The 26,901-nt window shown below is 72.7% G+C and carries 26 protein-coding genes; 9 read left to right on the top strand and 17 right to left on the bottom strand.

Annotated features, from left to right (window positions below; genetic code table 11):
* The 5 genes from TOK_RS34460 to TOK_RS25815 all read right to left on the bottom strand — a co-directional run.
* Positions 1–600, bottom strand: a 600-nt coding sequence (locus TOK_RS34460) for a cbb3-type cytochrome c oxidase subunit I (protein ID WP_253258637.1), incomplete at its 3' end; no start/stop codon positions are given.
* A 282-nt stretch (positions 601–882) separates the two neighbouring features.
* The gene (locus TOK_RS32950; protein ID WP_172457785.1) at positions 883–1,173 is read right to left on the bottom strand and encodes a DUF3040 domain-containing protein; all 291 of its coding nucleotides are present in this window, start codon (positions 1,171–1,173) and stop codon (positions 883–885) included.
* Between the two features lie 728 nt (positions 1,174–1,901).
* Positions 1,902–2,504 carry a hypothetical protein gene (locus tag TOK_RS32945; protein ID WP_172457784.1) on the bottom strand — a complete coding sequence of 201 codons (603 nt, stop codon included), beginning with the start codon at positions 2,502–2,504 and terminating at the stop codon, positions 1,902–1,904.
* Between the two features lie 108 nt (positions 2,505–2,612).
* Positions 2,613–3,539, bottom strand: a complete 927-nt coding sequence (locus tag TOK_RS25820) for an MIP/aquaporin family protein (protein ID WP_098960555.1) — start codon at positions 3,537–3,539, stop codon at positions 2,613–2,615.
* Between the two features lie 148 nt (positions 3,540–3,687).
* Entirely contained in the window at positions 3,688–4,194 is a 507-nt protein-coding gene (locus tag TOK_RS25815; RefSeq protein WP_141566547.1) for a nuclear transport factor 2 family protein, read from the bottom strand.
* A gap of 271 nt (positions 4,195–4,465) precedes the next feature.
* Between TOK_RS25815 and TOK_RS25810 the strand changes: the two genes are divergently transcribed.
* Entirely contained in the window at positions 4,466–5,017 is a 552-nt protein-coding gene (locus TOK_RS25810) for an HdeD family acid-resistance protein (protein WP_216362103.1), read from the top strand.
* Positions 5,018–5,045: 28 nt separating this feature from the next.
* Here TOK_RS25810 and TOK_RS25805 read toward each other — a convergent pair whose 3' ends face one another.
* The 4 genes from TOK_RS25805 to TOK_RS25790 all read right to left on the bottom strand — a co-directional run bounded on the left by TOK_RS25805 (position 5,046) and on the right by TOK_RS25790 (position 8,865).
* The gene (locus TOK_RS25805) at positions 5,046–6,053 is read right to left on the bottom strand and encodes an alcohol dehydrogenase catalytic domain-containing protein (protein WP_098960553.1); all 1,008 of its coding nucleotides are present in this window, start codon (positions 6,051–6,053) and stop codon (positions 5,046–5,048) included.
* A gap of 2 nt (positions 6,054–6,055) precedes the next feature.
* A complete protein-coding gene (locus TOK_RS25800) occupies positions 6,056–7,006 on the bottom strand; it encodes a cyclase family protein (protein ID WP_098960552.1) in 951 nt (316 codons plus the stop codon).
* Positions 7,003–7,566, bottom strand: a complete 564-nt coding sequence (locus TOK_RS25795) for a Zn-ribbon domain-containing OB-fold protein (RefSeq protein ID WP_098960551.1) — start codon at positions 7,564–7,566, stop codon at positions 7,003–7,005. Before TOK_RS25795 ends, TOK_RS25800 begins: the two co-directional genes overlap by 4 nt.
* A 111-nt stretch (positions 7,567–7,677) precedes the next feature.
* Complete coding sequence (locus TOK_RS25790) at positions 7,678–8,865, bottom strand: thiolase family protein (protein ID WP_098960550.1); 1,188 nt, start codon at positions 8,863–8,865, stop codon at positions 7,678–7,680.
* Positions 8,866–9,107: 242 nt separating this feature from the next.
* On the opposite strand from TOK_RS25790, the gene TOK_RS25785 reads away from it, so the two are divergent.
* Both TOK_RS25785 and TOK_RS25780 read left to right on the top strand, forming a co-directional pair.
* Entirely contained in the window at positions 9,108–9,554 is a 447-nt protein-coding gene (locus TOK_RS25785) for a Zn-ribbon domain-containing OB-fold protein (protein WP_253258664.1), read from the top strand.
* Complete coding sequence (locus TOK_RS25780; protein WP_098960548.1) at positions 9,551–10,735, top strand: hypothetical protein; 1,185 nt, start codon at positions 9,551–9,553, stop codon at positions 10,733–10,735. Before TOK_RS25785 ends, TOK_RS25780 begins: the two co-directional genes overlap by 4 nt.
* Positions 10,736–10,780: 45 nt before the next feature.
* Here TOK_RS25780 and TOK_RS25775 read toward each other — a convergent pair whose 3' ends face one another.
* Both TOK_RS25775 and TOK_RS25770 read right to left on the bottom strand, forming a co-directional pair.
* The gene (locus tag TOK_RS25775; RefSeq protein ID WP_098960547.1) at positions 10,781–11,308 is read right to left on the bottom strand and encodes a signal peptidase II; all 528 of its coding nucleotides are present in this window, start codon (positions 11,306–11,308) and stop codon (positions 10,781–10,783) included.
* A gap of 24 nt (positions 11,309–11,332) precedes the next feature.
* Complete coding sequence (locus TOK_RS25770; RefSeq protein ID WP_098960546.1) at positions 11,333–12,586, bottom strand: glycosyltransferase; 1,254 nt, start codon at positions 12,584–12,586, stop codon at positions 11,333–11,335.
* 135 nt (positions 12,587–12,721) lie between these two features.
* Between TOK_RS25770 and TOK_RS25765 the strand changes: the two genes are divergently transcribed.
* Entirely contained in the window at positions 12,722–13,102 is a 381-nt protein-coding gene (locus TOK_RS25765; protein WP_098960545.1) for a hypothetical protein, read from the top strand.
* Between the two features lie 54 nt (positions 13,103–13,156).
* Here the strand turns inward: TOK_RS25765 and TOK_RS25760 are convergent, their stop codons facing one another.
* Positions 13,157–13,303 (bottom strand): hypothetical protein, encoded by a 147-nt coding sequence (locus TOK_RS25760; RefSeq protein ID WP_216362102.1) that lies wholly within the window; start codon positions 13,301–13,303, stop codon positions 13,157–13,159.
* A gap of 178 nt (positions 13,304–13,481) precedes the next feature.
* Here TOK_RS25760 and TOK_RS25755 point away from each other — a divergent pair, with 178 nt between their 5' ends.
* Positions 13,482–14,129, top strand: a complete 648-nt coding sequence (locus tag TOK_RS25755) for a LysE family translocator (RefSeq protein WP_098960544.1) — start codon at positions 13,482–13,484, stop codon at positions 14,127–14,129.
* Between the two features lie 89 nt (positions 14,130–14,218).
* Here the strand turns inward: TOK_RS25755 and TOK_RS25750 are convergent, their stop codons facing one another.
* From TOK_RS25750 to TOK_RS25740, 3 genes are all read right to left on the bottom strand, one after another.
* Entirely contained in the window at positions 14,219–15,559 is a 1,341-nt protein-coding gene (locus TOK_RS25750; protein WP_098960543.1) for an AarF/ABC1/UbiB kinase family protein, read from the bottom strand.
* Positions 15,560–15,667: 108 nt separating this feature from the next.
* Entirely contained in the window at positions 15,668–16,207 is a 540-nt protein-coding gene (locus TOK_RS25745) for a DUF1697 domain-containing protein (RefSeq protein ID WP_098960542.1), read from the bottom strand.
* Positions 16,208–16,226: 19 nt separating this feature from the next.
* Positions 16,227–17,426, bottom strand: coding sequence for a CoA transferase (locus TOK_RS25740; RefSeq protein ID WP_098960541.1), 1,200 nt, complete (start codon positions 17,424–17,426; stop codon positions 16,227–16,229).
* Positions 17,427–17,662: 236 nt separating this feature from the next.
* On the opposite strand from TOK_RS25740, the gene TOK_RS25735 reads away from it, so the two are divergent.
* The 4 genes from TOK_RS25735 (at position 17,663) to TOK_RS25720 (ending at position 20,560) form a co-directional block, all read left to right on the top strand.
* Positions 17,663–18,307: a DedA family protein gene (locus TOK_RS25735; RefSeq protein ID WP_098960540.1), complete on the top strand. Its 645-nt coding sequence runs from the start codon at positions 17,663–17,665 to the stop codon at positions 18,305–18,307.
* Between the two features lie 125 nt (positions 18,308–18,432).
* On the top strand, positions 18,433–18,690 hold the full coding sequence (locus TOK_RS25730; RefSeq protein ID WP_098960539.1) for a hypothetical protein: 258 nt from the start codon (positions 18,433–18,435) through the stop codon (positions 18,688–18,690).
* A gap of 99 nt (positions 18,691–18,789) precedes the next feature.
* A complete protein-coding gene (locus tag TOK_RS25725; protein WP_098960538.1) occupies positions 18,790–19,236 on the top strand; it encodes a nitroreductase family deazaflavin-dependent oxidoreductase in 447 nt (148 codons plus the stop codon).
* Between the two features lie 304 nt (positions 19,237–19,540).
* Entirely contained in the window at positions 19,541–20,560 is a 1,020-nt protein-coding gene (locus TOK_RS25720) for a cation diffusion facilitator family transporter (RefSeq protein WP_098960537.1), read from the top strand.
* A 287-nt stretch (positions 20,561–20,847) separates the two neighbouring features.
* On the opposite strand, the gene TOK_RS25715 is transcribed toward TOK_RS25720, so the two are convergent.
* Positions 20,848–22,302: a glutamate synthase subunit beta gene (locus tag TOK_RS25715; protein ID WP_098960536.1), complete on the bottom strand. Its 1,455-nt coding sequence runs from the start codon at positions 22,300–22,302 to the stop codon at positions 20,848–20,850.
* Positions 22,295–26,863: a glutamate synthase large subunit gene (gene gltB / locus TOK_RS25710; protein WP_098960535.1), complete on the bottom strand. Its 4,569-nt coding sequence runs from the start codon at positions 26,861–26,863 to the stop codon at positions 22,295–22,297. Before gltB ends, TOK_RS25715 begins: the two co-directional genes overlap by 8 nt.
* Positions 26,864–26,901: the final 38 nt, after the last annotated feature.

Below are 26,901 nucleotides of genomic sequence, written 5' to 3'. Positions count from 1 at the left end.
CATCGTCATGCCGGGCGCGCGCATGCAGACGATCGTGGTGATGAAGTTGACGCCGCCGAGGATCGTGCCCAGGCCGGCCACGATGAGCCCGGTGATCCACAGATCCTGGCCGACACCCGGTGAGTGGACGGCTTCCGAGAGCGGCGCGTACGCGGTCCATCCCGAGTCGGGTGCCCCGCCCGGGGTGAGGAAGGACGACAGGACGATGAGCCCGCCGAACAGGAACAGCCAGTAGGAGAAGGCGTTCAGCCGCGGGAACGCGACGTCGGGCGCACCGATCTGCAGCGGCACGATGTAATTGGCGAAGCCGAACAGGATCGGCGTCGCGTACAGCAGCAGCATGATCGTGCCGTGCATCGTGAACAGCTGGTTGTACTGCTCGGTCGACAGGAACTGCATCCCGGGCCGGGCCAGCTCGGCGCGCATCAGCAGCGCCATCGCCCCGCCGGCCAGGAAGAACCCGAACGACGTGACCATGTACAGGATCGCGATGTCCTTGGGGTCCGTCGTCCGCATCATCGTGAGCAGCGTGGATCCCTTGACCGACCGCCGCACCGGGTAGGGGTGCGAGGCGATCGGCTTGGGCGCGACGGTGCTCATGCGGATCTCACCCGACGGCCTCGTGACACGACGGCAGGGCTGCGCCCAGGTGGTTGCAGGCGGCGACGATCAGACGTGGCGTCGCGGCGGTGAGTACCCGCCGGTGACGCGGGGTCGGGAGGCCGACGTCCCGGGGGGCCGCTCACAGCCGGGCTCCCACGGGAACGACATCCGGAAACGGCGCGAGTGGCGGGGCGCTCGACGGGGCCAGGGGGTGCTGGTGACCTCGGCCCGGGCTCATGACCCGCCCCCGTCCGGGTCGAAGGATCGGTACGCGGCCGGTCATCGCGGACGTCCGTCCCGACTTTGCTTCCGACGGTGGGAGTCCCGCCAGGCCCACCAGACCAACCAGATCCCGACGGCGAACGCCACCGCGCCGCTGGGTGAACCGGCTCCCAGCGTGAGTGAGCAGAGGACGACGGTGACCGTGACCGCGACGATCATGGAGCCCGTGGAGCGTGTGCGGTCCAGACGCTGCGCGCGGCTGGTGAACGACCGCATGAACTGCGGGTCCTCGGCCATGAACTGGCGCTCGAACGCGTGCAACTTCTGCTGCTCGTGGTCTTCGAGCACGACGCACCTCCTCGATGGGTACCGCGGGACCCGGCGCCTCGGTGGCCGCGGACGGGCGTCCCGGTGCGACGTGGCCGCGTGTCGCGACGTGAGTCCGACGGCGGGGCCCACGGGTGGCGTCCGGCCATCTCCCACGTTGCCCCTGCACCCGAACCTCGGGCAACGGTGCGACCGGCCAACTTCGGCCGGTGATACTGCCGGGGCCCGGCAGAGTGACGGGGTGGCCGGGCCTCGTCGACGACGCGTCGGAACGTCCACCTCGGGTCTCCAGCCGCTCCGGACGGGCCGTGCCGCCCGACGGGCTGGTGTGGGCGCGGGGGGGACGGGTGCGCCCGGGCCCTGCGGCGTCGAGGTGGTCGTGCACGGACGGCGTGGGGGGCCGACGCGGACGAGGCGGGGTCGACGGCAGCCGTCCCTGCTCGTTCGGGCGCGATGCGGGTGGTGCGGACCGGGGCGGGCGTCGGGCGCCGCCTCGTCCGGCAGGACCGGCGCCCGTCTCGGGGCCGCATCCGCTGAGGCTGCCGAGGCCCGGCAACGGCGTGCAGCAGCGTGGCGGCTCGCGCGGTCATCGACGCAGGAGGCGCCGGACCGGGTGTGCGCGCGGTCCGCCTGCGCCGGAGCGGCGCCGCGCCGGGCGCGAACGACGCCGCGATGCTGTGCCCGTTCCCCGATCCCGATGAGGCGCTCGGGAGGGGCGGAGCGTGCTCGGTCCCGCCGAGCCCGGTCCGTCAGGCGGAGGCCGCCGCGCGGACCACCGCGTACGTCTCGACCTGGGAGAATGTCATCCCGGCCTGCGCGGACGCCGCGTCGTAGAGCCCACCGACGATCTCGTCCGCGGCCGCTGCGGTGAGCTCGTCGTCCCAGGACGTCACGAACACACCCCCGCCCGAGAGGTGGTCGAGGAGCAGTTCGGCGCTGCAGAACCCCGGTAGGGGGCTGACCGCGGGCACGACCTGCGACCGGACGAAGGCGATCCCGTCGTCCGTCCGGGCGGGTTCGACCTGCGTGTGCGCCAGTCGGACGACCCCGCCGGCCGCCGGGACGGATCGGTGTTCGCTGAGCACGACGGCGTAGCGTTCGACGACGAGCGCGCCGCCGGCGGCCTCGGCCGCGCCCGCACGGGCGTGGGTCAACGACGCCTCGGAGTCGTGGGACGGCTCGTCCCAGTAGGACGTCGCGACGATCACCCCCGCGGACCGGTCCACGACGGTGGTGAGTCCGCGGTTTCCGGCGGCCGCCTCGACCAGGCCCCGGTCGGCGCCTTCGATGTGGGTGACTCCGGCGTCGACCTTGGTCTGCTCACCGAAGATGATGTTGACGCGCGCAAACATGTGCGCTCCTTCCTGCGGGTTCGTCTCTGCGCTGGGACGACCACCGTCATCGTCCTGCGCGCTGCGCCGCGGCGGTGGTTTCCCGGGCCGTCGGAGTTATGACCTCGGTCACGCCCGCTCGTCCGTCGAGGTGCGGCCGACCTCGGGCGTCGGCTCCCGCTCCTCCGGCGGCCGGGCGAGCCGCGCGGCGAGGACCCCGCCGATCAGGAGGTCGTAGACGCAGATCCCGATCACGCCCCCGATCAGTGGTCCGACGATCGGGATCCACCAGTAGTCGTCGAACCACGCCCCGGCACCGGGGAACGCGAGGTCTCCCCATCCCCCGAGCCAGGTGAACACCCGCGGCCCGAGATCACGTGCCGGATTGATGGCGTATCCGGCGTTGGTACCGATACTGAGCCCGATCGCCACGACGACCAGGCCGATCAGGAAGGGCGCCAGGTTCGACAGCGGGGACTGGTTGCGGCTGTCGATCAGCGCGGCGATGAGGGCCACCAGGATCGCCGTGCCGACGACCTGGTCGAGCAGCGGACCCCACCAGCTTCCGTTGAAGTACTCCGCCGGGAAGGTGGCGAAGATGGCGAACGTGGGGAGGGACTGGCTGCGGGCCGCAGTGTTGTTGGCGGCGATGAAGGTGGTGATCGCGGGGGCGTACAACGCATAGACCAGCGCTGCGGCGGCGAACGCCCCGACGACCTGGGCGGCCCAGTAGGGCGCCACCTTGCGCCAGGGGAAACCGCGCCGGAGGGCGAGAGCCAGGGTGACGGCCGGGTTCAGGTGCGCACCGCTCACCCCGCCCGCGACGTAGACGCCGAAAACGACCGCCAGCCCCCAGCCGAAAGCGATGATCAACCAGTTGCCGGCGTCGAACGGTGTGTCCTGCCTACCGGACCCCGGGAGGCCCGCGACCGCGACCGCGACCGATCCGCACCCGAGAACGATGAGGACGAACGTTCCGAGGAACTCGGACAGGAGCTCCCCACCGGTTCCCGCGCGGAGCGCGCCCCGCTTGCCACCGCCGCGTAGTGCTCCCATTGCCAGACCTCCTCGCGCAGCCGGCTCGCCCGTGAACAACGCCCCGAGGGTCCCGCCGGGACAGCGTTTCGGCAAGCCGTGCCCAGGGGTCGCTAGGGGCCCGGCGCCGACCGAGCGCGCCCGCCCCACACGCACGGCAACGCGCGGATCAGCCCGGGACGCGGTCGGCGTGGCGCAGCCGCGCCGGGTCGACGTCGAGCTGGGTGAGCATCGAGTACAGGTCCCACAGCACGCGGTAGCTGGTGATGCGGGTGCTGATGTCGCCGAGGTGGGTCGTGTGTCGGAACGCGGCGATGGACACGGCGCGAACCTCGACGTCGCGGCCGGTGGCGGGGATGCCGGGCAGCAGCCAGGGGAGCGGCCGGTCGTGGGTGAACGACACGAGCGTCTCCTCGACGACGCGGCGCTGGTCGAGGGTGCGGGTGACGCGCTGGAAGGCGAGCCCGGCGGGCAGGTGGGCGACGACGTCGTCGGCGAGGAAGGCGCGCAGGCCGTCCGGCCCGGCTCCGGTCCCGACCGGCGCGTGTTCCAGCGTGCAGTCGGAGCCCGCGACGGTCATCGCCACGTCGACGTCGCGATCGTCGTACACGGCCCGGTGGAAGGCGTCGCGGATGTCCTCGCACCGCCGCATGAGCACCTGGATGGCGAAAGTCAACGTGCGCTCCACTCGTCGTTCGCGCTCCAGGGTAACTCCGTGCCGGTGCGGGGCGAGGCCCCACGTGATCAGCGACCGAGAAGAACGGGGGTCCGGCGGGCCAGGTTGGCGGCGAGGCCGATGGTGCAGTCCTCGGTGGCCCACAGCCGCGCCTGCTCGGTGAGCTCGCGCTCGGTTCCCGGTTCCGGACGGGCTGACTCCGTCGACGACTGTTCCGGTCGGTCCCCGGGTCGGGCATGCTCGGTGATCGGCCGAGCGGGAGGTCCGACACATGGACGACACGACGACGCGGCGTTCCGCCTGGGAGATCGGGCTGGCGGTGCTGCTGATCCTCGGGGGTGCGTTCCTGCTCAGCAATGCCGTGCTGGCGACGCTGATCTCGATCATCCTGATCGGCTGGACGATCCTGGTCGGCGGCGTGCTGCTGATCGTCCGGGCGGTGATGCGGCGGCAGTCGACGGCGGTGTTCTGGTCGGCTCTGCTGGGCGGGGCGATCCTCGCGGTCCTGGGCATCTTCGTGCTGCGCAACCCCGTCGTGGGTGCGGCGACGTTGACGCTGCTGGCAGGTGCCATGTTCCTGGTGGTGGGCGGGGTGCGGATCGTGCTGGCGGTCCAGGTCCCCGGCAACCGGGTCCTGCTCGCTGTCGCGGGCGTGATCTCGCTGGTGATGGGCTTGTTCGTGCTGTTCAACCTCACCGCGGCGACGCTCACGTTGCTCGGCGTGCTGTTGGGGATCCAGATGCTCAGCGAGGGCATCGTGCTGCTCGTCGCGGGGCGCACGGGGCCGCGTCCGGCCCGCCGCGCACCCGCCGCCGGATCCTGACCTCGCCGGGTCGGCGGACGTCGGCGGCTCAGGGGACGAGCACGGCCCGCCCGGCGACGCGGCGCCCGTCGACGGCCCGGTGCGCAGCCACCGCGTCGGCCAGCGGGAACGTCTCGTGGACGGGGCGGACGCCACCGGTGGCGACGAGGTCCATCGCGCGGGCGAAGGTGCTCGCGTGGGTCGAGCTGGAGCCGGTGATCACGGCTTCCTTCCCGAACACGAACGCCGGGTACAGGCTGACCTTCTCGCGCTGCAGCTGCCCGGTGAAGACGTAGCGGCCGCGGTGGGCGAGCGCGCGGAAGCAGCCGTTGAACACATCGGGGTGGCCGACGTTGTCGAGGACGACCTGCGGTCCGGTTCCACCGGTGAGGTCGGTGAGCCGGGCGGCGAGGTCGCTGCCGGTGACGACGACGTCGTCGGCCCCGTGGGCACTCAGCAGCGGTGCCTTGGCGGGCGACGACGTCACCGCGACGACGCGGGCGCCGAGCGCCGCGGCGACCTGCAGCGCGTGCAGCCCGAGCCCGCCGCCCGCCCCGGTGACGACGACGGTCTCCCCGGCGCGCACGGCGGCGACGTCGTCGAGGGCCTGCAGGCAGGTGCCGACGGTGCAGGAGGTGATCGCGGCGTCGGCGAACGCGACGTGCTCGGGGACGGCGAGCAGGGCGTCCTGTCCGAGGGCGACGTACTCGGCGCCGCCGCCGTAGACGAAGGCCTTGTCGGGGCAGGTGAGCTCGTCGCCGGAGCGGCAGGCGGGGCAGTGGGTGCACGTCGTGAACTGCTTGCACGCCACCCGGTCCCCGACGGTGAATCTGCGGACGCCGGCGCCGACCGCCACGACCTCGCCCGCGATCTCGTGTCCCAGCACCGCGGGCAGTGGGACGCGGGTGAGGCCGGCGCGGTCGGCGGAGTCGTGGCCGCACACCCCGCACGCCCGGACGGCGACGACGACCTGCGTCGGGCTCGGCACCGGGTCGGGCAGGTCGAGGTACTCCAGCACCTCCGGCCCGCCCGGAGCGGCGAAGGACACGGCCTTCATCGTCAGACGATCGCGTAGGCGTTGGCGGGGCTGCCGACGCCGCGGGGGACGGGCAGCGCGCCGGAGGTCAGCAGGAACTCGTAGCGGCCCGACGCCGCGCAGTGCTCCGACAGCTCGGGCAGGTGGAACAGCTCGCCGACGACCATGCCCAGCAACGGGATGAGGCGTCGGTGCTGGAAGCCCTTCACGCGGTCGACGGGCAGCACCTCGACGGCCAGGTTGTCGGCGGCGACGCCGGTGATCCCGTTGTCCCACAGCCACTCCGCGGTGTCGCGGGAGCCATCCAGGCCGGGCATCACCATGCTCCGGTTCATGGTGCCGCGCTGCGCGAGGCGGCGCTCCCGCGACTGCGCCCGGTACCACTCGAGCCAGCCGGTGCGCAGCACGAGGACGTCCCCGGGGCGGAACTCGACGCCCTGGGTGCGGGCGACCTCGTCGAGGAGCGGGCCGGTGATGTCGAACGACTGGTCGCCGACCAGCGGCGCGCCCAGCCGTTCCTGATGGCGGGCGACGTCGAGCAACACCCCGCGGCCGATCGGGCCGCGCCGGGAGAACCGGTCGATGCCGAGGTCGTCGGAGGAGTCCAGCTGCTCCTCGCTGCGGCCGCCCCAGTAGCCGTGCTCGCGGAACTTGATGTGCCGCAGGCCGTCCCACTGCGTGGAGTACTGGAGGTAGAAGTTGTCGACCTTGTCGTCGCGTCCGACGTTCATCCGCTCGACGGTGTGCACGTACGGCTCGCGGTCCTCGAACAGCCCGGGATCGGGCTCGTCCAGGCGCAGCGACAGCGGGATGATCCGGCCTTCACACACGAGCCGGGTCGCGGCCAGCACCTGCTCGGGACCGATGCGGTTGAGCGATCCGAGCTCGTCGTCGCGGCCCCAGACATCCCAGGCGTGCCGCTCCTCGGTGCCCTCGACGAACGGTAGGTCGGCGAAACGGGGAACGTCGGTCACGGGCCCTCCTCAGGGTCGCCATGGGCGGGGTCGTCGTGCACAGGGTCGTCGTCCGCGGCGTCGTGTGCCGGGTCGTCGTGTGCCGGGTCGTCGTGTGCCGGGTCGTTGTGCGCGGGGTCGGCGCGCTCGGCGGCTCGCAACAGGAAGCAGAGGACGCCGTAGCCGTCGTCGGTCGCGAGATATGCGGCCTCGACGGGGGTGCCGTGCGGGGGAGGTGCGTCGGGGTCGCAGAGGACGCGGCCGGGCAGGCGGTGCCCGTCGTCCATGTCGACCTGGGCGCTGACCAGCGGGACCTCGTCGGCCCAGACGGGGTCGCCGGTGGCGCGCCGGACGGTGACGGCGGCCGAGACGGTGCCGGTCGTCGCGACGTCGGCCCATTCGTGGCCGAACCCGCCGCACTTCCAGCACACGGGCCCGAGCGGGAACCGCACGGTGCCGCACGTGGTGCAGCGCTGCAGCTGCAACCGGCCCTGGCCCAGCCCGCGCCAGAAACGCTCGGTCTCCGGGTGCACGACAGGAGCCGGGCCGCGGTGGATCCCGGCCTGACGCAATCGCGACATCAGGCCTCCGTCTCGGCGAGGAACGTCATGTCGGAAACCGGGGCCCGGTCCGACCCGGCACCGCGGACACGAGCGCGCCGACGCCCGCCCCGGAGACCGGCGCTCCCGGCCTCAGCGCGTCAGGATCAGCGAGTCGCCCCACGGGGTCGTCCACTGCAGCACCTCCGCCCCGTCGATCTGCCGCCCCCCGGCCTCGCCGCGCAGCTGACGCACCATCTCGACGAGGTGGTTGTAGCCGCCGAAGTGGCCCTCCGAGAGCAGCCCGCCGTTGGTGTTGACGGGCAGCGCCGCACCGACGCCGAGCCCGTGCGACGCGATCCAGCCCGGCGCCTCACCCTCGCCGCAGAACCCGAAGCGCTCCAGCGTCATCCACACGTTGCTGGAGAACGAGTCGTAGACGTAGAGGCCGTCGACGTCGCCGCGGCCGACGTCGGCCATGTCGTAGACGGGATGGCGCTCGGGGCGCAGCGGGGTCTCGTCGGCGAACCCGACGCCGAGCCCGGGCCGGGAGAACAGCACGTAGCTGTCCCGGTTGGAACGGATGCTCTGGGCGCCGGCGACGCGGACGCCGGGCTTCGCGAGGGCGGCCGCCCGGTCGGCGGCGGCGAGGACGAGGCAGGTGGAGCCGTCGTTGGCCAGCGAGTAGTCGCAGCGGCGGAACGGCCCGGAGATGACGGGCTCGCGCAGGTAGGACTCCTGCGTCAACGGTTTGTCGCGCAGGATGGCCATGGGGTTGTGCCGGGCGTTGTCGCGGAAGCCGATCCCGATGCGCGCCAGGTCCTCGGTCGTGGCGCCGTAACGTTCCATGTACCGCTGCGCGACGAGCGACGTCGCCGCCCCCGGGGTGTCGACGCCGTGCACCGACCACTCGCCGTGCCCACCGCCGGTGTCGCGCTGCCCCTCGACGGTGCCGTGCCCGCCGAGCCCACCGAGGTGGCGGGCGTAGCCGCGGCCGTTGGTGACGGTGTTGGCGATGGCGACGACGTCGGCGAGCCCGGCCATGATCGCCAGCGACGCGTGCGCGACCAGGCCCGTCGACCATCGCCCGTGGGCCCACGCCTGGTCGACGTAGCGGCAGTCCAGCCCCATGACGGCGGTGAACTCCTCGTAGTCGACGCCGGTGGGGGAGCCGTGGGCGGTCGCGAAGCCGTCGACGTCGGTGCGGTCGAGCCCGCAGTCGGCCAGCGCGGCGGTGAACGCCTCCGCCTGCAGCCGCATCGGGCTGCGCCCGAGGTCGAACCCGAACTCCTCGCTGGTGCCGACCCCGACGACGCACACGTCGGTCCCGCGCAGCCTCATCGGTGCCCCTTCCCGGTCGCGACGCGGCGACGAGTCTCGTCCTAACACAGTGCGGGTGCCGCGCCTGAGCGCTTTCGCGATCACGGAACCAGGCGGCGGACGCACGGACGGGTGCCTGTTCCGGGACTGCGGAGCCGGTCCGCCCCGGTCGGGGCGGGAGGTACGGTCGTTGCGCCGCAGTGGATGCCGTCACGGACAGGTCGTGGAGCGCGTCCGCACCGACCGCGGGAGGTGCCGTGACCATGTCGGACCGGCCGGCCACGGACGCGGCCTGGACACGTCCCGTACCGGTCCCCGACGACGTGACCGCCGCGTTCTGGGCCGCCGCGGGTGAGGGGCGGCTCGTCGTGCAGCGGTGCGCCGACTGCGGGACCTACCAGCACCCGCCGCGACCGCGGTGCACGTCGTGCGCCGGGGAACCGGCGTACACCGGGGTCAGCGGCGACGCCACGCTCGTCAGCTGGACCGCGGCGCACGACCCGGTCGTCCCGGGCCGTCCGCGTGGGCTGGCTCCGGTGACGATCGTGGTCGTCGAGCTCGTGGAGCAGCCCGGCCTGTGGCTGGTGTCGGACCTCGTCGGCGTCGACGACCGCGAGCTGGCGGTCGGGCTGCCCATGCGCGTCGCCTTCGACGCCACCGCGGGCGACCAGGTGCTGCCGCGGTTCGTCCCGGCCGGAGACCCGTCGTGACCTGGGCGAACCGGTGCGTGGTGGCCGTCGCCGGGGTCGGGTTCTCCGCGGTCGAGCGGCGCACGTCCACACCGCTGGGGCGGTTCGCCGACGACGCCGCGGCCGCCGCGATCGCCGACGCCGGGCTCACCCCCGACGCCGTCGACGGCCTGGCCACCTACCCGACGCCGCCCTTCGAGGGTGCGGTCGCGCGCAGCGGCGAGGACATGGTCGACGTCGAGCACTTCCTCCAGGCGCCGTGGGCGCGCGACGTCGGCTGGTACTCCCAGGCCGGGGAGGGGATGGTGACGACGTCGGTGCGCGACGCCGTGCACGCCCTCGCCGCAGGCGCGTGCACCACCGCGCTGGTGTGGCGGGCGATGTACGTCCCGCCCGGCACCTACGGCACCCACTCCACCGCCGCGGCCGGCGACGCAGCCTTCGCCGCGCCCTACGGCTGCGCGGGCGCGATCCCGTGGCACGCCCTGGCCTACCGCCGCTACCTGGAGCTGTCGGGGGGCCGGCGGGAGGCGATGGCCGCGCTCGTCGTCGGGTCGCGGAACAACGCCAACCGCAATCCGCACGCCGTCTTCGCCGGCCGGACCATGACCGAGCAGGACTACCTCGGTGCGCGCATGATCGCGGACCCGCTGTGCCTGTTCGACTGCGACGTGCCCGTCACCGCGGCGATCGCCCTCGTCCTGACGACGGCCGAGCGGGCCCACGACCTGCCCCGCCCACCGGTGTTCGTCGCCGCGGCCGCCCAGCAGACCACCCGCCGCGAGCACCGCCTGCACTACACGATGGGCGACCACGTCGCGGCCGGGACGCCGCTGGTCGACGACCTGTGGCGGCAGTCGGGCCTCGGCGTGGGCGACGTCGGGGTCGCCCAGCTCTACGACGGGTTCGCCCCCTCGGTCCTGTACTGGCTGGAGGCCGCCGGGTTCTGCGGGCGTGGCGAGGCGCTCGACTTCGTGCAGGACGGGCGCATCGCCGTCGACGGGGCACTGCCCGTCAACACCGGCGGGGGCAGCCTGTCGCAGGGCCGGATGCACGGCATGGGGCATCTCGCCGAAGCCGTCCTGCAGCTGCGCCGCGACGCGGGTGCACGTCAGGTCGCCGACCCGCGGGCGGCGCTCGTGCTGGTCGGGTCCCCGATGCTGCGTGGCGGAGGGGTGCTGCTCACGACGGAGCAGCTGTGATCCCGTGATGTGGCGACGCGTGGTGTGGCGACCCGTGGGGGCGGCTCAGCCCTCCGAGCGTTCCTTCGGCTCGGCGACGTCGGGCTCCGGCTCGGACCCGGGCGTGCGCGGGGGGAACAGCACCGACAGCCCGATGCACACCACACCGAGGGTGATGTAGGTGTCGGGCAGGTTGAACGTCGCGAACCAGCCGGTGTGGAAGTAGTCGGCGACGGCACCGTCGACGGTGCGGTTGACCAGGTTCGTCGCGGCCCCCGCGACCACGGCGGCGAGCCCGATCAACCCGAGCAGCGAGACGTCGGAGGCGGCGACCCACGCGTAGATCGCGATCGCCAGCGTGATCGCGCCGGTGACCAGGACGACCACCCACAGCGGCAGCGACGAGCCGAAGCTGAACGAGACGCCGGTGTTGTAGAACAGCCGCAGCTGCAGCACCCCGAGGTCGACCGTGCCGCCGTCGGACAGCGCGGCCTCGACCGCCACCTTCACGATCCAGGCGATCGCCGCGAGTCCGACGGCGACCGTCACCAGGATCGTGCGTCTGCGCGCGGCCGACCGCGCCTTCTGGGCCACGCCCCCATCATGCCCGCCCGCCCCTCAGCCCCGTGCGCCCAGCCGCTCCAGCACCGCCACGCCCGCCCCGGTCCCGTCCTCGGCGGCCAGCCGCGCCCCGAGCCCCGTGGCGGCGGCGGTCCGCGGGGGCCGCAGCGCGTCGCGGACCGCGTCGGTGAGCGCGGCCGTCGTCAGCTTCTCGCGGGCGATCGGGGCCGGGCCCGCGCCGAGTGCCGCGATGCGGCGGCCCCAGAAGAACTGGTCGGCGAAGAACGGCACGACGACGGTCGGCCGCCCGGCGCGCAGTCCCGCCGCGGTGGTGCCGGCTCCACCGTGGTGCACGACGGCCGCGACCCGCGGGAACAGCCAGCGGTGCGACACGTCGTCGACGACGATGACGTCCGGGTGATCGGCTGCGGCGAGCCCGCTCCAGCCCGACAGCAGCACGACCCGCCCGCCGGCCCGCCGCGCCGCCGTCAGTGCGGACTCCGCGAGGCCCCGGGAGTCGCGGTCGGGCATGCTGCCGAACCCCACGTACACCGGCGGGGGCCCCGCGGCGAGGAAGTCGGCCAGCGCGGCGGGTGGCTCGTAGGTCGGGTCGTCGGGGGCCGTCCAGTAGCCGGTGACGTGTACGTCGGGCGGCCAGTCGCCGGGTGTGGGGACGACGACGGGGGAGTAGCCGTACACCGTCGGTGGGCGGCGGCCCACCGGCCACGTCGACGGTGGCCCGGCGGGCAGCTCCGGCAGGCCCCGGGCGCTTCGCTGCGCGGCCAGCGTCGGCAGGAACGCCTTCCACAGCAGCCTGTCGGTGAGGGCCCACAGCGGGCGGCGCAGCAGCGCCGGGGCCTGCCGGGCGCCGGGGGCGCCGGTCGGCCCGAACGCCCGCGTCGGCGTCTGCGGCTGGAGATGGGCGGCGACCGCCTGTGCGCCGACGATCTCGGCGACCGTCGGGCCGATCGCGGCGAGCGTCGCGAACACGACGAGATCGGCGTCGCGGCTCGCGTCGACGGCGGCGGGCAGTGCCTCGTCGAGCGCCGGGCCGACGATCTCCGACATCCGCCGCGTCACCGTGGACGGGTTGCGTGCGGTGAGCATCGCCTGCCCCTCGGGGCTCGCGAGCACGGCCCGCGGGTTGCCGGGCAACGTCGCGAACTCGATCCCCGCGGCGCCGACGCCGCGGGCGAACTCGTCGTGCGTCGACAGGCGGACCCGATGGCCCGCCCGCCGCAGCCGGACGGCGAGGGCGAGGAACGGGTCGACGTCCCCGCGTGAACCCACCGCCAGCAGTGTGATCCGCATGACAATGATCCTTCCGGACCCGTCGTCGGCCCGTGACGGGGGTCCGGTCCGGTTGCGCGGTTCGGGTGGATCCGGAAAACATGACCCGCACGGGCGATGTCGGTACGGGAGGGGAACGAGGTGGCGCGGAGTCGGGTGGCGGTGCTGGTCACGGTGCTGGCTGCGGCGGTCCTCGCCCTGTCGGGGTGCACGGTGGCGACGGCGGGCACCGGTGCCGCCGAGCGGGCCGACCGGCCGCTGACGCCGTCCCTGGAGGGCAGCGTGTGGTCGGGCACGGACTCCGACGGCCGCTACTACGTCTTCCGCTTCAAGCCCGGATCGCGGCTCGCCTACACCAGCCCGACGGGCACGTTCGACAAGTCCAGCGACACCTGGACCCAGCGCGGTGCCACCATCACCCTCACCTTCAACAGCGGCTACGCCGTCTACAAGGGATCGATCGTCGGCAACGACATGGGCGGCAGGGCGTCGAACGTCGTCGGCAAGAAATGGGAGTGGTCGGTCCGCAAGCAGTGACCGGCGGACCGACGGGCCCACCGGTGTCCGGCGGGCCCGCGGGCGGTGGGCGGCTCAGCGGCCCAGGCCGCGGAGGAACTCGATCGTCCGCTGCCGGCGTGCGACGGCGACCCACACCATCAGTGCGCCGATGATCAGCGGGGTCACCACGTAGGCCGGGTTGTCCAGCACGAACACCTGCGTGATCGCGGCACCGATCATGAACGCGACCAGTCCGGCCGCGGCCGCGGCGGCGATCGGGGGCCGTCATGATGTCCTCCTGCGGAAGCGGTGCGGTCGTCAGTGATGACGACGGGTGCCGCGGGGACTCATCGGTGCGACGGCCACTTTCTCCGGATCGGCCCTCGCGGCGCAGCCGCCGAGCGCGTGGACTGGCGGCATGGTCATCGACGGGGCGGCCGCCGCGGGCATCGCGGCGGTGGCGCTCGGGCTCGTCCTCACCCCCGGCCCGAACATGCTGTACCTGGTGTCGCGCAGCATCACCCAGGGCCGCCGCGCCGGGCTGGTGTCGCTGTTCGGGGTGGCCGCGGGGTTCGGGGTGTACCTGGTGGCCGCGGCGGCGGGGGTCGCGTCGCTGTTCGCGGCGGTCCCGGCGGCCTACACCGTCCTGAAGGTCGCGGGCGCCGCCTACCTGCTGTACCTGGCGTTCCGCGCGCTGCGCCCGGGTGGCGACGCCGTGTTCGCCGCGAAGGACCTCCCCGCCGACCCGACGTGGCGGCTGTTCACCATGGGCCTGACGACGAACCTGCTCAACCCCAAGATCGCCGTGCTCTACGTCGCGCTGCTGCCGCAGTTCGTCGATCCCGGCGGGGCGCCGGTGTGGGAGCAGAGCCTCGCGCTCGGGGCGGTGCAGATCGTCGTGGCGCTGACGGTCAACGCGCTGATCGTCTGCTCCGCGTCGACGCTGGCCCGGGTGCTGGGGCGGCGGCCGTCATGGGTGCGGGTCCAGCGGTGGCTCATGGGAGGCGTCCTCGGTGCGTTGGCGGTGCGACTGCTGCTCGACCGCGCCCCGGCCCCGACGACCTGAAGAACCTCCGCCGGTCGACACCAGGATGGTTCGATCATGGTCGGAACCAGCCTCGTGCCGAACCCGGCGGAGGTTCGACGGGACGCCGGTCAGAACAGCCACTCGTCCGCCAGGGCGCGGGCGGCGACGGTGCAGTCGAGCTGGGCCAGGATGTTCGTCCAGCCAGACAGCACCCGGACGATCAGCATGTGCTGCGCCGGCAGGGCCAGTGACCGGCCGGTCTCCCGGAACGCCCGGCCGCGCAGGTCCATCACCCGCGAACCCTGCTGGGCCATCCACGCGCGGTGGAAACGGAAGGTGTCGGTGCGCAGCGGGTCGGCGAGGGCGCCGATGTAGCGCAGCACGTCCTCGGCCGGCACGTCCCCGCCGACGAACCCCTCCGCCAGCATCAGCCGCATCATCTTCGCGGGCTCGGCGTCAGCGACGTGGCGCAGGATGCGGGCCAGCACCGGCGGGAACCCGTCGGGCAGCTCGGCGACGGCACCGAAGTCGATCATCGCGAGCCGGCCGTCGGAGAGCACCATGAAGTTGCCCGGGTGCGGGTCGGCGTGCAGCATCCCCACCCGCGCAGGCGAGGAGAACATCGTCTCGATGATCGTGTGCGCCCACTCGTCGCGGCGGGCCTGCTCGACGGCGTCGCCCGCCGGCCGCGCCGTCATCGGGCCCAGCGGCACCCCGTCGAGCCACTCCGAGACGATCACCTTCGGCGCCGAGGCGACGACGGCCGGGACGTACAGGTACGGGTCGCCTGCGTACGCGGCGGCGAAGCGGCGCTGACGGTCGGCCTCGGCGCAGTAGTCGAGCTCGTCGAGCATCCGGTCGCGCAGCTCCCGCATCAGGGCCTTCGCGTCGAGCGCGGGCACGATCAGCGTGAACAGTGTGGAGAACCGTTCCAGGGTGCGCAGGTCGGCGTCGAGGGCCTGGCCCGCACCGGGGTACTGGACCTTGACCGCGACCTCCCGCCCGTCGGCCCACACCGCGTGGTGCACCTGGCCGACGCTCGCGGCGGCGGCCGGGGTGTCGTCGAAGGAGCGGAAGCGGCGCTGCCAGTCGCGGCCCAGCTGCTGGGCGAGCACCTGGTGCACCGCCCTCACAGGCATCGTCGGACCCGCGGACTGCAGCTTGGCCAGCGCCCGCTTGTAGGGCTCGGCGATCTCGGCCGGGATCATCGAGTCGTAGACCGACAACGCCTGGCCGACCTTCATCGCGCCACCCTTGAGCTGCCCGAGCACGGCGAACAGCTGCTCGGCGTTCCGCTCCGTCGCGCTCGCCGAGACCTGCTCCGCGTCGGCGCCGGCGATGCGCCTGCCCCAGCCGGCGACGGCCCGGCCACCGAAGGCCAGGGGCAGCGCGGCGATCCGTGCCGAGCGGGCCATGGTGCCTCGCGGGATGTCGGAACCGGGAACCTCGCAGTACGCCGTGTTCGTCATGAGGAGAATCGTGCCGACGCGGCGGCCCCGCGTCGTGGGGGATGACCCCGAATTCGTGGTGTGGTCAGCCTCCCTCCCGTGGGGGAGGACGCCCCCCTGCCGCAGGTGTCAGCCGGCCAGCATCGCAGCGAGCTTGGTGACGGTGTTCCAGTTGCGGCCGGTGACGGTCACGCCCCACTTCTTCGCCGCGAACGTCGCGACGTCAGGCGCCTTCAGGACCCCGTCGGGACACCACTGGTAGATCACGCGGTCGCCCATCCGCGCCCGCTCCGGGTCCAGCGCGAGCGCGTCGAACTCCCTCGCGACGGCGGGTTCCGGGTCGGCCGAGAGGAACAGCGCCATCATCCGGGAGCCGTTGTCGGCGACGTCGGCGAGCGGGTGCGCGGCGATCACGTCGTCGAGGTGGGCCCGGGTGAGCACGATGGCGCGGATGGCCACGCCGAACTCGTCCTCGAGCGCCTTCTCGACCCGGGCGGCGAGCTTCTCCGGCATCGACCGGGGCGCGGTGAACACGGCGTTGCCGCTCTGCAGCAGGGTGCGCACGTCGGCGAACCCCATGCCCGACAACAGCTCCCGCAACGTCGCCATGGGCACCTTGCGGTTGCCCCCGACGTTGATCCCGCGCAGCAGCACCGCGTAGCTCGGCATCGGCGGAGTATAGGAGCGCTCAGACGACGCCGCGGTCGTGCAGCCCGCCGATCTCCGCCGACGACAGCCCGAGCCGCTCGGCCAGCACCTCGTCGGTCTCGCGGCCCAGCAGCGGGGAGGGACCGGTGGGTCCGTGGTCGCCGTTCCAGCGCAGCGGGGTCCGGGCCGCGACGACCGCCCCGGCCCCGGGGACCACCTCGTCCGACAGCACGGGATAGGTGCCCTTGCGGTGCGCGGCGACGACGTCGGTCATCCCGCGGTAGGCGCTCCACAGCACGCGGGCCTCGTCGAGCTCACGGCTGGCCTGCTCCAGGCTCCGGTCGGCGAACCACGGTCGCAGGATCGCCGCGATCGTCTCGCGCAGCCGGTAGCGATCGGTCTCCAGGGTGAGGTCGGCGCCCAGGGCGGCCTCGAGCGCGGAGAAGACCTCGCCGGTGCCGGTGACCGTGCACAGTGCCCGCCACTGCCCCTCGGTGAGAGCGACGACCATGACGCGCTCACCGTCCTGGCACGGGAAGTCGACGCCGAAGCTGCCGTAGACGTGGTTGCCGTGCCGGGGGCGGTCCTGCCCGCTCGCGGCGACCTCGGACAGCCAGCCCATGTCGGCGACGCCGGCGAGCGCCACGTCGGCCAGCGCGATCTCGATGTAGGCGCCGCGGCCGTGGCGGTCGCGGTCGCGCAGGGCGGCGAGTACCCCGGTCGCGACGGTCATGCCGGTGATGAGGTCCCATGCGGGGAGCACGTGGTTGACCGGGGCGCCGCCCTCGACGGAGCCGGTGATCTCGGGCAGCCCGACCTCGGCGTTGACCGTGTAGTCGACGGCCGGCCGGCCGTCTGGGTGGCCCTGCACCCGGACGTGGATCAGGTCGGCGCGGCGCGCGGTGAGCACCTCGTTGGACATCCAGCGCCTTCCGACGATGTTGTCGACGAGCACGCCACGGTCCGGGCCGGGCGCGGCGACGAGGGCGACGACGAGCTCCCGGCCCTCGTCGGAGCGCATGTCGACGGCGATGCTGCGCTTGCCCCGGTTGAGCGCGGCCCAGTAGTAGCTGTCGCCGCTGGGGGCGACGGGCCAGCGCTTGTGGTCGTTCGCGCCACCGAGCGGGTCGATGCGGACGACGTCGGCACCCAGGCGCGACAGCGCGAGTCCCGCGGTGGGGCCCGCGACGAAGCTCGCGCACTCCACGACCTGCAGGCCCTCCAGCGGACGGACCGTCATCACACCTCCCGGTTGTCGGCCCGCACCGCGTGGTGGGCCACGGCGAACGGTAGCCGGACGACGGGGGCCGCGTGTGGGCCCCCGCTCGCCGCGCTGCTCCGACCGGCCGATTGCCCGATCGCCCGTTGGGGGTGAGGCTGGCCCTACCTCTGGTCGGCGGGCGGCCCCCACTGACTCCGGGGCGTCGATCGATGACCATCGACATCAGGTCGCCGCCAGGAGAGGGGAGCACGCGGGTGGACGTCGTCTCGATCTGCACCACCGTGCTGCACAGCCCGTGGCTCCCGCTGGCGCTCGTCGTCCTCATCGCGCTCGACGCCCCGTTCCCGATCCTGCCGAGCGAGACACTGCTGATGACGGGGTACGCGGCCGCCTTCGCCGACCGCGACCTGGGCGGGGTCGCCCTGCTGGTCGTCGCCGCGCTGCTGGGCTGCGTCGCGGGCGACCTGCTCGTGCACACGTTGGGCAGGTCGTCGACGGCGCTCGTCGCCCGCCACGTCGACCGGGCAGGGCCGATCGCGCAGTGGGTGACCACGACGACGCTGCGCAGGCCGCTGGTCGCGCTCGTCGCGGCGCGGTTCGTGCCGAGCGGGCGGCTCGTGAGCACGGCGATTGCGGGCCGGGTGGGGCTGCCGGTGCGGCGGTTCGTGCCGGGGTCGCTGGTGTCGTCGTCGCTGTGGGGCGTCTACATGCTGGTGGCGGGCATGCTGCTGGGCCCGGTCGTCGCCGACGACCCGCTCGTCGGGCTGGCGGTGGGCGCCGGGATGGCGACGGTGACCGCCGCCGCGTTCGGCATCTACTACCGGGTGCGGATGGCGCGCCTGCGTGCCGCCGCGCTGCGGGAGCCGGCCGAGGCCGCCGCGGAGTACGTGCCGGCCTGACCGTCCCGGGTCCGACCGTCCCGTGCCTGACATTCCCCGTGCCCGACCTTCTCGTGGCGGGCTGATCTTCTCGCCTGGCGGACACGATCTTCTCGTGGCGTCTGCGGCGGCGAATACTCCACCCCATGTCGACGATGACGTGGGTGGCCGAGGTCGGTGCGGAGAACGCGCGCTGGCTCGCCACGGAGAGCCGTACCGCCCGTCTAGCCCGTGAGTACCGGCCGGTGGACATCGGGGAGGGCAGAGTCGAGCTGAGCGTCCGTGCGCTGGGAGCGATCCGCGAGCTGGGGGAGGAGGAGGACGGCTTCATCACCGAGGACGGCGAAGGTCTGCGCGTGTGGATCGGCGACGACGCGTTCGACCTGGAGCTCGTCGAGTCCTGAGCGACTCTCCGTTTCGAGAGCACCGCTCTTGACTTCTGTCGGCCGTGGCGGTTGACTGTTCTCTACCGAGAGCACTGCTCTCTGATTGAGGAGGACATCATGAACGCCACCCGCTACATCGCCCCCACCCGCACGACCGGCCTGATGAACGCCGCCGTCGCGGGCCTCACCCGTCTCGGCGTCAGCCTCTGGGGCAGCCGGGTCCTCGCCGTCCGCGGCCGCACCAGCGGCGAGTGGCGCACCACCCCGGTCAACCTGCTGACGGTCGACGGCGAGCGCTATCTCGTCGCCCCGCGCGGCGTCACCCAGTGGGTGCGCAACATCCGGGTCGCGGGTGGTGGTGAGCTGCACGTCGGCCGCCGGACCGAGGCGATCACCGTCACCGAGGTCGACGACGCCGACAAGCCCGCGATCCTGCGCGAGTACCTGCGGCGCTGGAAGTTCGAGGTGGGCGTCTTCTTCGACGGTGTCGACGCCTCCGCCGACGACGCGACCCTGCTGGGGATCGCGCCCGGCTACCCGGTCTTCCGGGTCGCGACGGCGTGACCCCGGGGGCGCATCCGGCCCGGACACAGACCAACCGGGACCGGTGGAGGCTCCCCGTTCCACCGGTCCCGGTCAATCGGACAACGCGCGGGCGGGCAAGGAGTTTCGGTCCTCCGCCCATCGCCGTCGAGCGGGCATCAGGCGTCGGCGACCGGCACGACACGCCGACGCGACGCACCCCGCCCGGCGCCCACAACCCTTGCGCCGTCGGCAGATCAGGACGAACCGGTCACCGCCGACGTCCCACCGGGGGGCAACCGTCGCCTGGGCGGCGCGGCGGCCCGCCGGGTCATACGCTCACCGCGTGGCCGTCGCGGAGCGCCCCGACACGGGGACGAAGGAGAAGGAGGGCGGCGAGAGCACCCTCACCGTGCTGGTCGCGCTCGGGGCCAACGCCCTCATCGGCGTCCTCAAGCTCGTCGCCGGGCTGCTCACGGGCTCTGCCGCGATGCTCGCCGAGGCCGCGCACTCCGCCGCCGACACCGCGACCGAGGGCCTGCTGCTCACCGCGCTGCGCCGCTCCACCCGCGCCCCCGACCGTCGGCATCCCTTCGGCTACGGCAAGGAACGCTTCTTCTGGGCGCTGATCGCCGCCGTCTCGATCTTCGTGTCGGGCGCGGTGTTCGCGATATACGAGGGCATCCGCACGATCATCGGCGAGGACGCCGCGCAGACCGTCGTCTGGGTGGCCTACGTCGTCCTCGCGATCTCGTTCGTCCTCGAGGGCACCTCCTGGACCCAGGCGGTCCGCCAGCTGCGCCGCGAGGCCGCCGCCGACGACCTCTCCCCGCTGGAGTGGTTGCGCCGCACCGACGACCCGACGATCAAGACGGTGTTCTTCGAGGACAGCGCTGCCCTGATCGGGCTCCTGCTCGCGTTCGCCGGCGTCGGGCTGCACCAGCTCACCGGCTCCGCGATCTACGACGGTCTGGCCTCGCTGCTCATCGGCCTGCTGCTGACGGTCGTCGCCTACATCCTGGGGCGCACCAACAAGGGCCTGCTCATCGGCCGCCAGGCCGACCCCCGGATGGTCCTGGCCATCCGCGACTCGCTGGCTGCCCGGCCCGAGGTCGACGTCGTCGTCGACCTGCTGACGATGATGCTCGGCACCGACCAGGTGCTGCTGTGCGCCCGGCTGGACTTCGACGACGCGCTGGGCGCCGCGGACCTGGAGCGGGCGTGCGTCGAGATCGACGCCGACCTGCGCGCGCACTTCACCGATCTCACCGAGATCTTCCTGGAGCCGGTGCCGCGCAACGACCCCACGATGCGCGAGCGGGTCCTGTCGCGCTACGGCCCGGAGTTCGAGCCGCCCGCTTCCTGAGGCGCGAGCCCAACCGGAGAGCTCGCCGAGATCGACGTGGGACTGGTTTGACCATGGTCTGGACCAGTCCGGTGTCGAACTCGGCGGGGGCCGGGGTCGCGTACCGGGGGCACGGAGCAGCGGAACAGCAGCGGGGCAGCGGGCCGGGAACGTCAGCGGGCCGGAACGCGAGCGGGCCGGAACGCGAGCGGGCCGGGAACGTCAGCGGGCCGGGAACGTCAGCGGGCCGGGAACGTCAGCGGGCCCGGACACCGTCGGTGTCCGGGCCCGCATCGCGTCGGTGGCCGTCAGGCGATCTGGCGGTCCGTCGGGTTGATCGGGCGGGGGAGGACCTCCCGGCCGGTCAGGAAGCGGTCGACGCCCGCGGCGGCCGAGCGGCCCTCCGCGATCGCCCACACGATCAGCGACTGCCCGCGGCCCATGTCGCCCGCGGAGAAGACGCCGTCGACGCTGGTCATGTACTGGTCGTCGCGCGCGACGTTGCCGCGCTCGTCGAGCTCCACGCCCAGGTCGTTGACGAGGTTGCCCTTCTCCGGGCCGACGAAGCCCATGGCCAGCAGCACCAGGTCGGCCGGGAGCTCGCGCTCGGAGCCCTCCGTCGCCACGAACCGGCCCGAGTCGTCGCGGGTGACGTCGACGATCCGCAGCGCTCGGACGTTGCCGTCCTCGTCGCCGACGAACTCGGTCGTGTTGACGGCGTACAGGCGCTCGCCGCCCTCCTCGTGCGCGGAGGCGACGCGGTAGACCATCGGGTAGGTCGGCCACGGCATCTCGGCGGTGCGGTGCTCCGGCGGCGTCGGCATGATCTCCAGTTGCGTCACCGAGGCGGCGCCCTGGCGGTGCGACGTGCCGAGGCAGTCGGCGCCGGTGTCACCGCCGCCGATGATCACGACGTGCTTGCCCTCGGCCGAGACCGGCGGCGCGTCGATGTCGCCCTGCTGCACGTGGTTGGCCCACGGCAGGAACTCCATCGCCTGGAGGATGCCGGTGAGCTCGCGCCCCTCGACGGGGATGTCGCGCCATGCCGTCGCGCCGCCCGCGAGGACGACCGCATCGAACTCCGCCTGCAGTTGCGAGGCGGTGATGTCGGTGCCGACGTCGACGGAGGCGCGGAACAGCGTGCCCTCGTCCTGCATCTGGGTGAGCCGCCGGTCGAGGCGCGACTTCTCCATCTTGAACTCGGGGATGCCGTAGCGCAGCAGACCGCCGATGCGGTCGGCCCGCTCGAACACGACGACCTCGTGCCCGACCCGGGTGAGCTGCTGGGCGGCGGCCAGACCGGCCGGGCCGGACCCGACGACGGCGACCTTCTTGCCCGTCCGGACCTCCGGCGGCAGCGGCGTCACCCAGCCCTCGTCCCAGGCGCGGTCGATGATCTCGATCTCGACCTGCTTGATCGTGACGGGGTCCTGGTTGATGCCCAGCACACACGCCGCCTCGCACGGGGCGGGGCACAGCGTCCCGGTGAACTCCGGGAAGTTGTTGGTGGCGTGCAGCCGCTCGATCGCCTCGCGCCAGTCGTGGCGCCAGACCAGGTCGTTCCACTCCGGGATCAGGTTGCCCAGCGGGCAGCCCTGGTGGCAGAACGGGATGCCGCAGTTCATGCAGCGCCCGGCCTGCTTCTCCAGGTTCTCCCGGGGGAAGTCCTCGTAGACCTCACGCCAGTCCATCAGGCGCAGGTCGACGGGGCGACGCTTCGGAGTCTCGCGCCCCGTCGTCAGAAAGCCCTTCGGGTCAGCCACGGGAGGCCTCCATGATCGCCTCGTCCACGTTGCGGCCGTCCCGCTCCGCGGCAGCGCGGGCCTGCAGCACCCGCTTGAAGTCCTTGGGCATGACCTTGCCGAAACGTTCGACGGCCACGTCCCAGTCGGTCAGCAGTGCATGGGCCACCGCCGAGTCGGTCTCGGCGTGGTGGCGCTCGACGGCGTCGCGCAGGAACTCGCGGTCGGCCTCGTCGAGCGGGTCGACGTCGACCATCTCGGGGTTCACCCGCTGCCTGGGCAGGTCGAGCACGTAGGCCGTGCCGCCCGACATGCCGGCCGCGAAGTTGCGCCCGATCCGGCCGAGGATGACGACCTTGCCGCCCGTCATGTACTCGCAGCCATGGTCGCCCACGCCCTCGACGACGGCCAGCGCCCCGGAGTTGCGGACGCAGAAGCGCTCGCCCACGATGCCGCGCACGAAGATCTCGCCGGACGTGGCCCCGTAGAGGATCACGTTACCCGCGATGACGTTCTCCTCGGCCGCGAACGGTGCCGACGGGTCGGGGCGCAGCGTGAGCCGGCCGCCCGAGAGGCCCTTGCCGAAGAAGTCGTTCGTGTCGCCGACGAGCCGCATCGTGATGCCCCTGGGCACGAACGCGCCGAAGGACTGGCCCGCCGAACCCGTGAACGTGATGTCGATCGTGTCGTCGGGCAGACCCTCGCCGCCCCACCGCTTGGTGAGCTCGTAGCCGAGCATCGTCCCGACGGTGCGGTTGACGTTGCGGACGGGCAGGTCGAGCCGGACCTTGTCGCCGGAGGCGAGCGCGCCCTCGGCGAGCTGGATCATGGTGTTGTCCAGCGCCTTCTCGAGGCCGTGGTCCTGGCCGCGGGTGCGGTGGCGCGAGCTGCCCGCCGGGAGCTTGGGCATCTCGAAGATCGGCCGCAGGTCGAGACCCTGGGTCTTCCAGTGCCGCACCGCGTCGTCGGTGTCGAGCATCTCCGCGTGCCCGACGGCCTCCTCCAGCGTCCGGAAACCGAGCGCGGCCAGGTACTCCCGCACCTCCTCGGCGATGAACCGCATGAAGTTGACGACGTACTCCGCCTTGCCGTCGAAGCGCTCGCGGAGCACGGGGTTCTGCGTCGCGACGCCGACCGGACACGTGTCGAGGTGACAGACGCGCATCATGATGCAGCCCGACACGACCAGTGGGGCCGTCGCGAAGCCGAACTCCTCGGCGCCCAGCAGAGCGGCGATGACGACGTCGCGGCCGGTCTTCATCTGGCCGTCGGCCTGCACGACGATGCGGTCACGCAGGTTGTTGGCGATCAGCGTCTGCTGGGTCTCGGCGAGGCCGAGCTCCCACGGACCGCCCGCGTGCTTGATCGAGGACAGCGGCGAGGCGCCGGTGCCGCCGTCGTGGCCCGAGATGAGCACGACGTCGGAGTAGGCCTTCGCCACGCCCGCCGCGACCGTGCCGACGCCGACCTGGCTGACCAGCTTCACGTGGATGCGGGCCTTCGGGTTGGCGTTCTTCAGGTCGTGGATGAGCTGCTTGATGTCCTCGATCGAGTAGATGTCGTGGTGCGGCGGCGGCGAGATCAGGCCGACGCCCGGCGTCGAGTACCGGGTCTTGGCGATCCAGGGGTAGACCTTGCTGCCGGGCAGCTGGCCACCCTCGCCGGGCTTGGCGCCCTGCGCGATCTTGATCTGGATGTCGTCGGAGTTGACCAGGTACTCGCTCGTGACGCCGAACCGGCCGGACGCGACCTGCTTGACCGCGCTGCGCCGGCTGTCGCCGTTCGCGTCGGGGGTGAAGCGGTCGGTGTCCTCGCCGCCCTCGCCGGTGTTCGACTTGCCGCCGAGACGGTTCATCGCGATGGCGAGGGTCTGGTGCATCTCCTGCGAGATCGAGCCGTAGGAGATCGCGCCCGTGGCGAACCGCGTCACGATCGACTCGACCGGCTCGACCTCGTCGAGAGGCACCGGCGGGCGCACGCCCTCCTTGAGCTTGAACAGCCCGCGCAGCGTCATCAGCCGACCGGCCTGGTCGTCGACCGCGCGGGTGTACTCCTTGAACACGTCGTAGCGGCCCTGCCGCGTCGAGTGCTGCAGCTTGAAGACGGTCTGCGGGTTGAACAGGTGCAGCTCGCCCTCGCGGCGCCACTGGTACTCGCCGCCGGACTCCAGCGTGCGGTGCGTGGCGCGCACGTGGTCGGACGGGAAGGCCTTGCGGTGCATCCGCAGGACCTCCTCGGCGAGGACGTCGAACCCGACGCCGCCGAGGCGCGACGTGGTGCCGGTGAAGCAGGACTCGATGACCTCGTGGCCGAGTCCGATCGACTCGAAGATCTGTGCGCCGGTGTAGGACGCGACCGTTGAGATGCCGATCTTGGACATCGTCTTGCGGACGCCCTTGCCCAGCGCCTTGACCAGGTTCTTCGCCGCCGTCTTGGCGTCGACGCCCGGGATGTCGCCCCGGTCGGCGAGGTCCTCGACGGTGGCCATGGCCAGGTACGGGTTCACGGCGGCGGCGCCGTAGCCGATGAGCAGCGCGATGTGGTGGACCTCGCGGGCGTCGCCCGCCTCCACGACGAGGCCGACGCGGGTGCGGGTGCGCTCGCGGACCAGGTGGTGGTGCACCGCACCGGTGAGCAGCAGCGACGGGATCGGCGCGTGCTCGCCGTCGACACCGCGCTGGGACAGCACGATCAGCCGGGCACCGTCGGCGATGGCCTGCGAGACCTCCGCCTTGATCTCCTCGAGGCGCTCGACGAGCCCGTTGCCGCCCTTGGCCGTCTCGAACAGGCCGCGCACGGTGTAGGACGCGAAGCCCGGGTACTCGCCGTCGTCGTTGATGTGGACGATGCGCGCCAGGTCGTCGTTGCCCAGCACCGGGAACGGCAGCACGATCGTGCGACAGCTCGCCGGGCCGGCCTGCAGCAGGTTCTGCTCCGGGCCGAGCTGGCTCTGCAGCGACGTGACGAGCTCCTCGCGGATCGCGTCGAGCGGCGGGTTGGTGACCTGCGCGAACAGCTGGATGAAGTAGTCGTAGAGCTGCCGCGGGCGCTCGGAGATGCCGGCGATCGGCGCGTCGTTGCCCATCGAGCCGATCGGCTCCGCGCCCGTCACGGCCATCGGCCGCAGCAGGACGGTCAGCTCCTCCTCGGTGTAGCCGAAGGTCTGCTGACGGTGCTGCAGCGTCGAGTGCGCGATCTGCTCGCGCTCGCGGTCGGGCAGCTCCTCCAGACGGATCAGGCCCGAGTGCAGCCAGTCCTCGTACGGGTGCTCAGCGGCCAGCTCGCCCTTGATCTCGTCGTCGTCGACGAGCTTGCCCGCGGCGGTGTCGACCAGGAACATCCGGCCCGGCTCGAGCCGGCCCTTGCGTACCACCGACGACGCCGGCACGTCGAGCACGCCGACCTCCGACGCCAGCACGACCAGTCCGTCCTCGGTGACCCAGTACCGCGCGGGCCGCAGGCCGTTGCGGTCCAGCACCGCACCGATCAGGGTGCCGTCGGTGAACGCGACGAGCGCCGGTCCGTCCCACGGCTCCATCAGCGTCGAGTGGTACTCGTAGAACGCGCGCCGTGCCGGGTCCATCTCGGCGTGGTTCTCCCACGCCTCCGGGATCATCATCAGGATGGCGTGCGGCAGGCTGCGGCCACCGAGGTGCAGCAGCTCCAGCACCTCGTCGAACGTCGCCGAGTCCGACGCGTCCGGCGTGACGACCGGCGTGAGCCGCTCCATGTCGCCCGGGATGACGTCGGAGGCCAGCAGCGCCTCGCGGGCGGCCATCCAGTTGCGGTTGCCGCGCAGCGTGTTGATCTCGCCGTTGTGCGCGACGTAGCGGTACGGGTGTGCCAGCGGCCACGCGGGGAACGTGTTCGTGGAGAACCGCGAGTGGACGACGGCCAGCGCCGACATGACGCGCTCGTCGGACAGGTCGGGGTAGAAGGCCTCGACCTGGGGTTCCGACAGCATGCCCTTGTAGACGATGGTGCGCGGCGACAGGCTCGCGAAGTACACACCGGTGGTGTGCTCGACGCGCTTGCGCAGGCAGAAGGTCCGGCGCTCCAGCTCGATGCCGGTGGGCGCCTCGGCCGCGGCGGGCTCGGAGCCGGCCACGAACAGCTGGCGGAAGCCCGGCATCGCGGCACGTGCTGACGGGCCGATGTCGGCGCCGTCGGGGTCGACCGGCAGCTCACGCCAGCCGATCACCCTCAGGTTCTCCTCGGCCGCGAGCGCGTCGATTCGCGCGACCACGGCGTCGGCCTCGGCCCGGTCGAACGGCAGGAACGCGGTGCCGACGGCGTAGGCGCCGGCCTGCGGCAGCTCGAAATCGACGACGGCACGGAAGAACTCGTCCGGTACCTGGATCAGGATTCCCGCACCGTCGCCGGTGTTGGTCTCCGCACCACGCGCACCGCGGTGCTCCAGCCGCAGAAGGGCCGTAAGGCCCTTGCGGACGATGCCGTGGTCACGGCGACCCTTGAGATCGGCGACGAGCGCGACGCCACACGCGTCGTGCTCGTGGTCGGGGGAGTAGAGCCCTCCCGACCTGCCCTCAGGGCCTCCGGTCTGCTCGCTGATCGCAGCCAACAGCTCCTCCTGTCGTCTCGGTGCACCCCGACGATCGC

It is taken from the genome of Pseudonocardia sp. N23 (assembly GCF_002583555.1).
Classification (GTDB): Bacteria; Actinomycetota; Actinomycetes; order Mycobacteriales; family Pseudonocardiaceae; genus Pseudonocardia.
This window is presented reverse-complemented; position numbering and strand designations above follow the sequence as displayed.

Bases quoted from the DNA above. Each gene is read 5' to 3' on its own strand.
- TOK_RS32945 (WP_172457784.1), bottom strand. From the start codon at position 2,504: ATGTTTGCGCGCGTCAACATCATCTTCGGTGAGCAGACCAAGGTCGAC.
- TOK_RS25820 (WP_098960555.1), bottom strand. From the start codon at position 3,539: ATGGGAGCACTACGCGGCGGTGGCAAGCGGGGCGCGCTCCGCGCGGGA.
- TOK_RS25810 (WP_216362103.1), top strand. From the start codon at position 4,466: ATGGACGACACGACGACGCGGCGTTCCGCCTGGGAGATCGGGCTGGCG.
- TOK_RS25805 (WP_098960553.1), bottom strand. From the start codon at position 6,053: ATGAAGGCCGTGTCCTTCGCCGCTCCGGGCGGGCCGGAGGTGCTGGAG.
- TOK_RS25795 (WP_098960551.1), bottom strand. From the start codon at position 7,566: ATGTCGCGATTGCGTCAGGCCGGGATCCACCGCGGCCCGGCTCCTGTC.
- TOK_RS25790 (WP_098960550.1), bottom strand. From the start codon at position 8,865: ATGAGGCTGCGCGGGACCGACGTGTGCGTCGTCGGGGTCGGCACCAGC.
- TOK_RS25785 (WP_253258664.1), top strand. From the start codon at position 9,108: ATGTCGGACCGGCCGGCCACGGACGCGGCCTGGACACGTCCCGTACCG.
- TOK_RS25770 (WP_098960546.1), bottom strand. From the start codon at position 12,586: ATGCGGATCACACTGCTGGCGGTGGGTTCACGCGGGGACGTCGACCCG.
- TOK_RS25760 (WP_216362102.1), bottom strand. From the start codon at position 13,303: ATGATCGGTGCCGCGATCACGCAGGTGTTCGTGCTGGACAACCCGGCC.
- TOK_RS25755 (WP_098960544.1), top strand. From the start codon at position 13,482: ATGGTCATCGACGGGGCGGCCGCCGCGGGCATCGCGGCGGTGGCGCTC.
- TOK_RS25750 (WP_098960543.1), bottom strand. From the start codon at position 15,559: ATGACGAACACGGCGTACTGCGAGGTTCCCGGTTCCGACATCCCGCGA.
- TOK_RS25745 (WP_098960542.1), bottom strand. From the start codon at position 16,207: ATGCCGAGCTACGCGGTGCTGCTGCGCGGGATCAACGTCGGGGGCAAC.
- TOK_RS25740 (WP_098960541.1), bottom strand. From the start codon at position 17,426: ATGACGGTCCGTCCGCTGGAGGGCCTGCAGGTCGTGGAGTGCGCGAGC.
- TOK_RS25730 (WP_098960539.1), top strand. From the start codon at position 18,433: ATGTCGACGATGACGTGGGTGGCCGAGGTCGGTGCGGAGAACGCGCGC.
- TOK_RS25725 (WP_098960538.1), top strand. From the start codon at position 18,790: ATGAACGCCACCCGCTACATCGCCCCCACCCGCACGACCGGCCTGATG.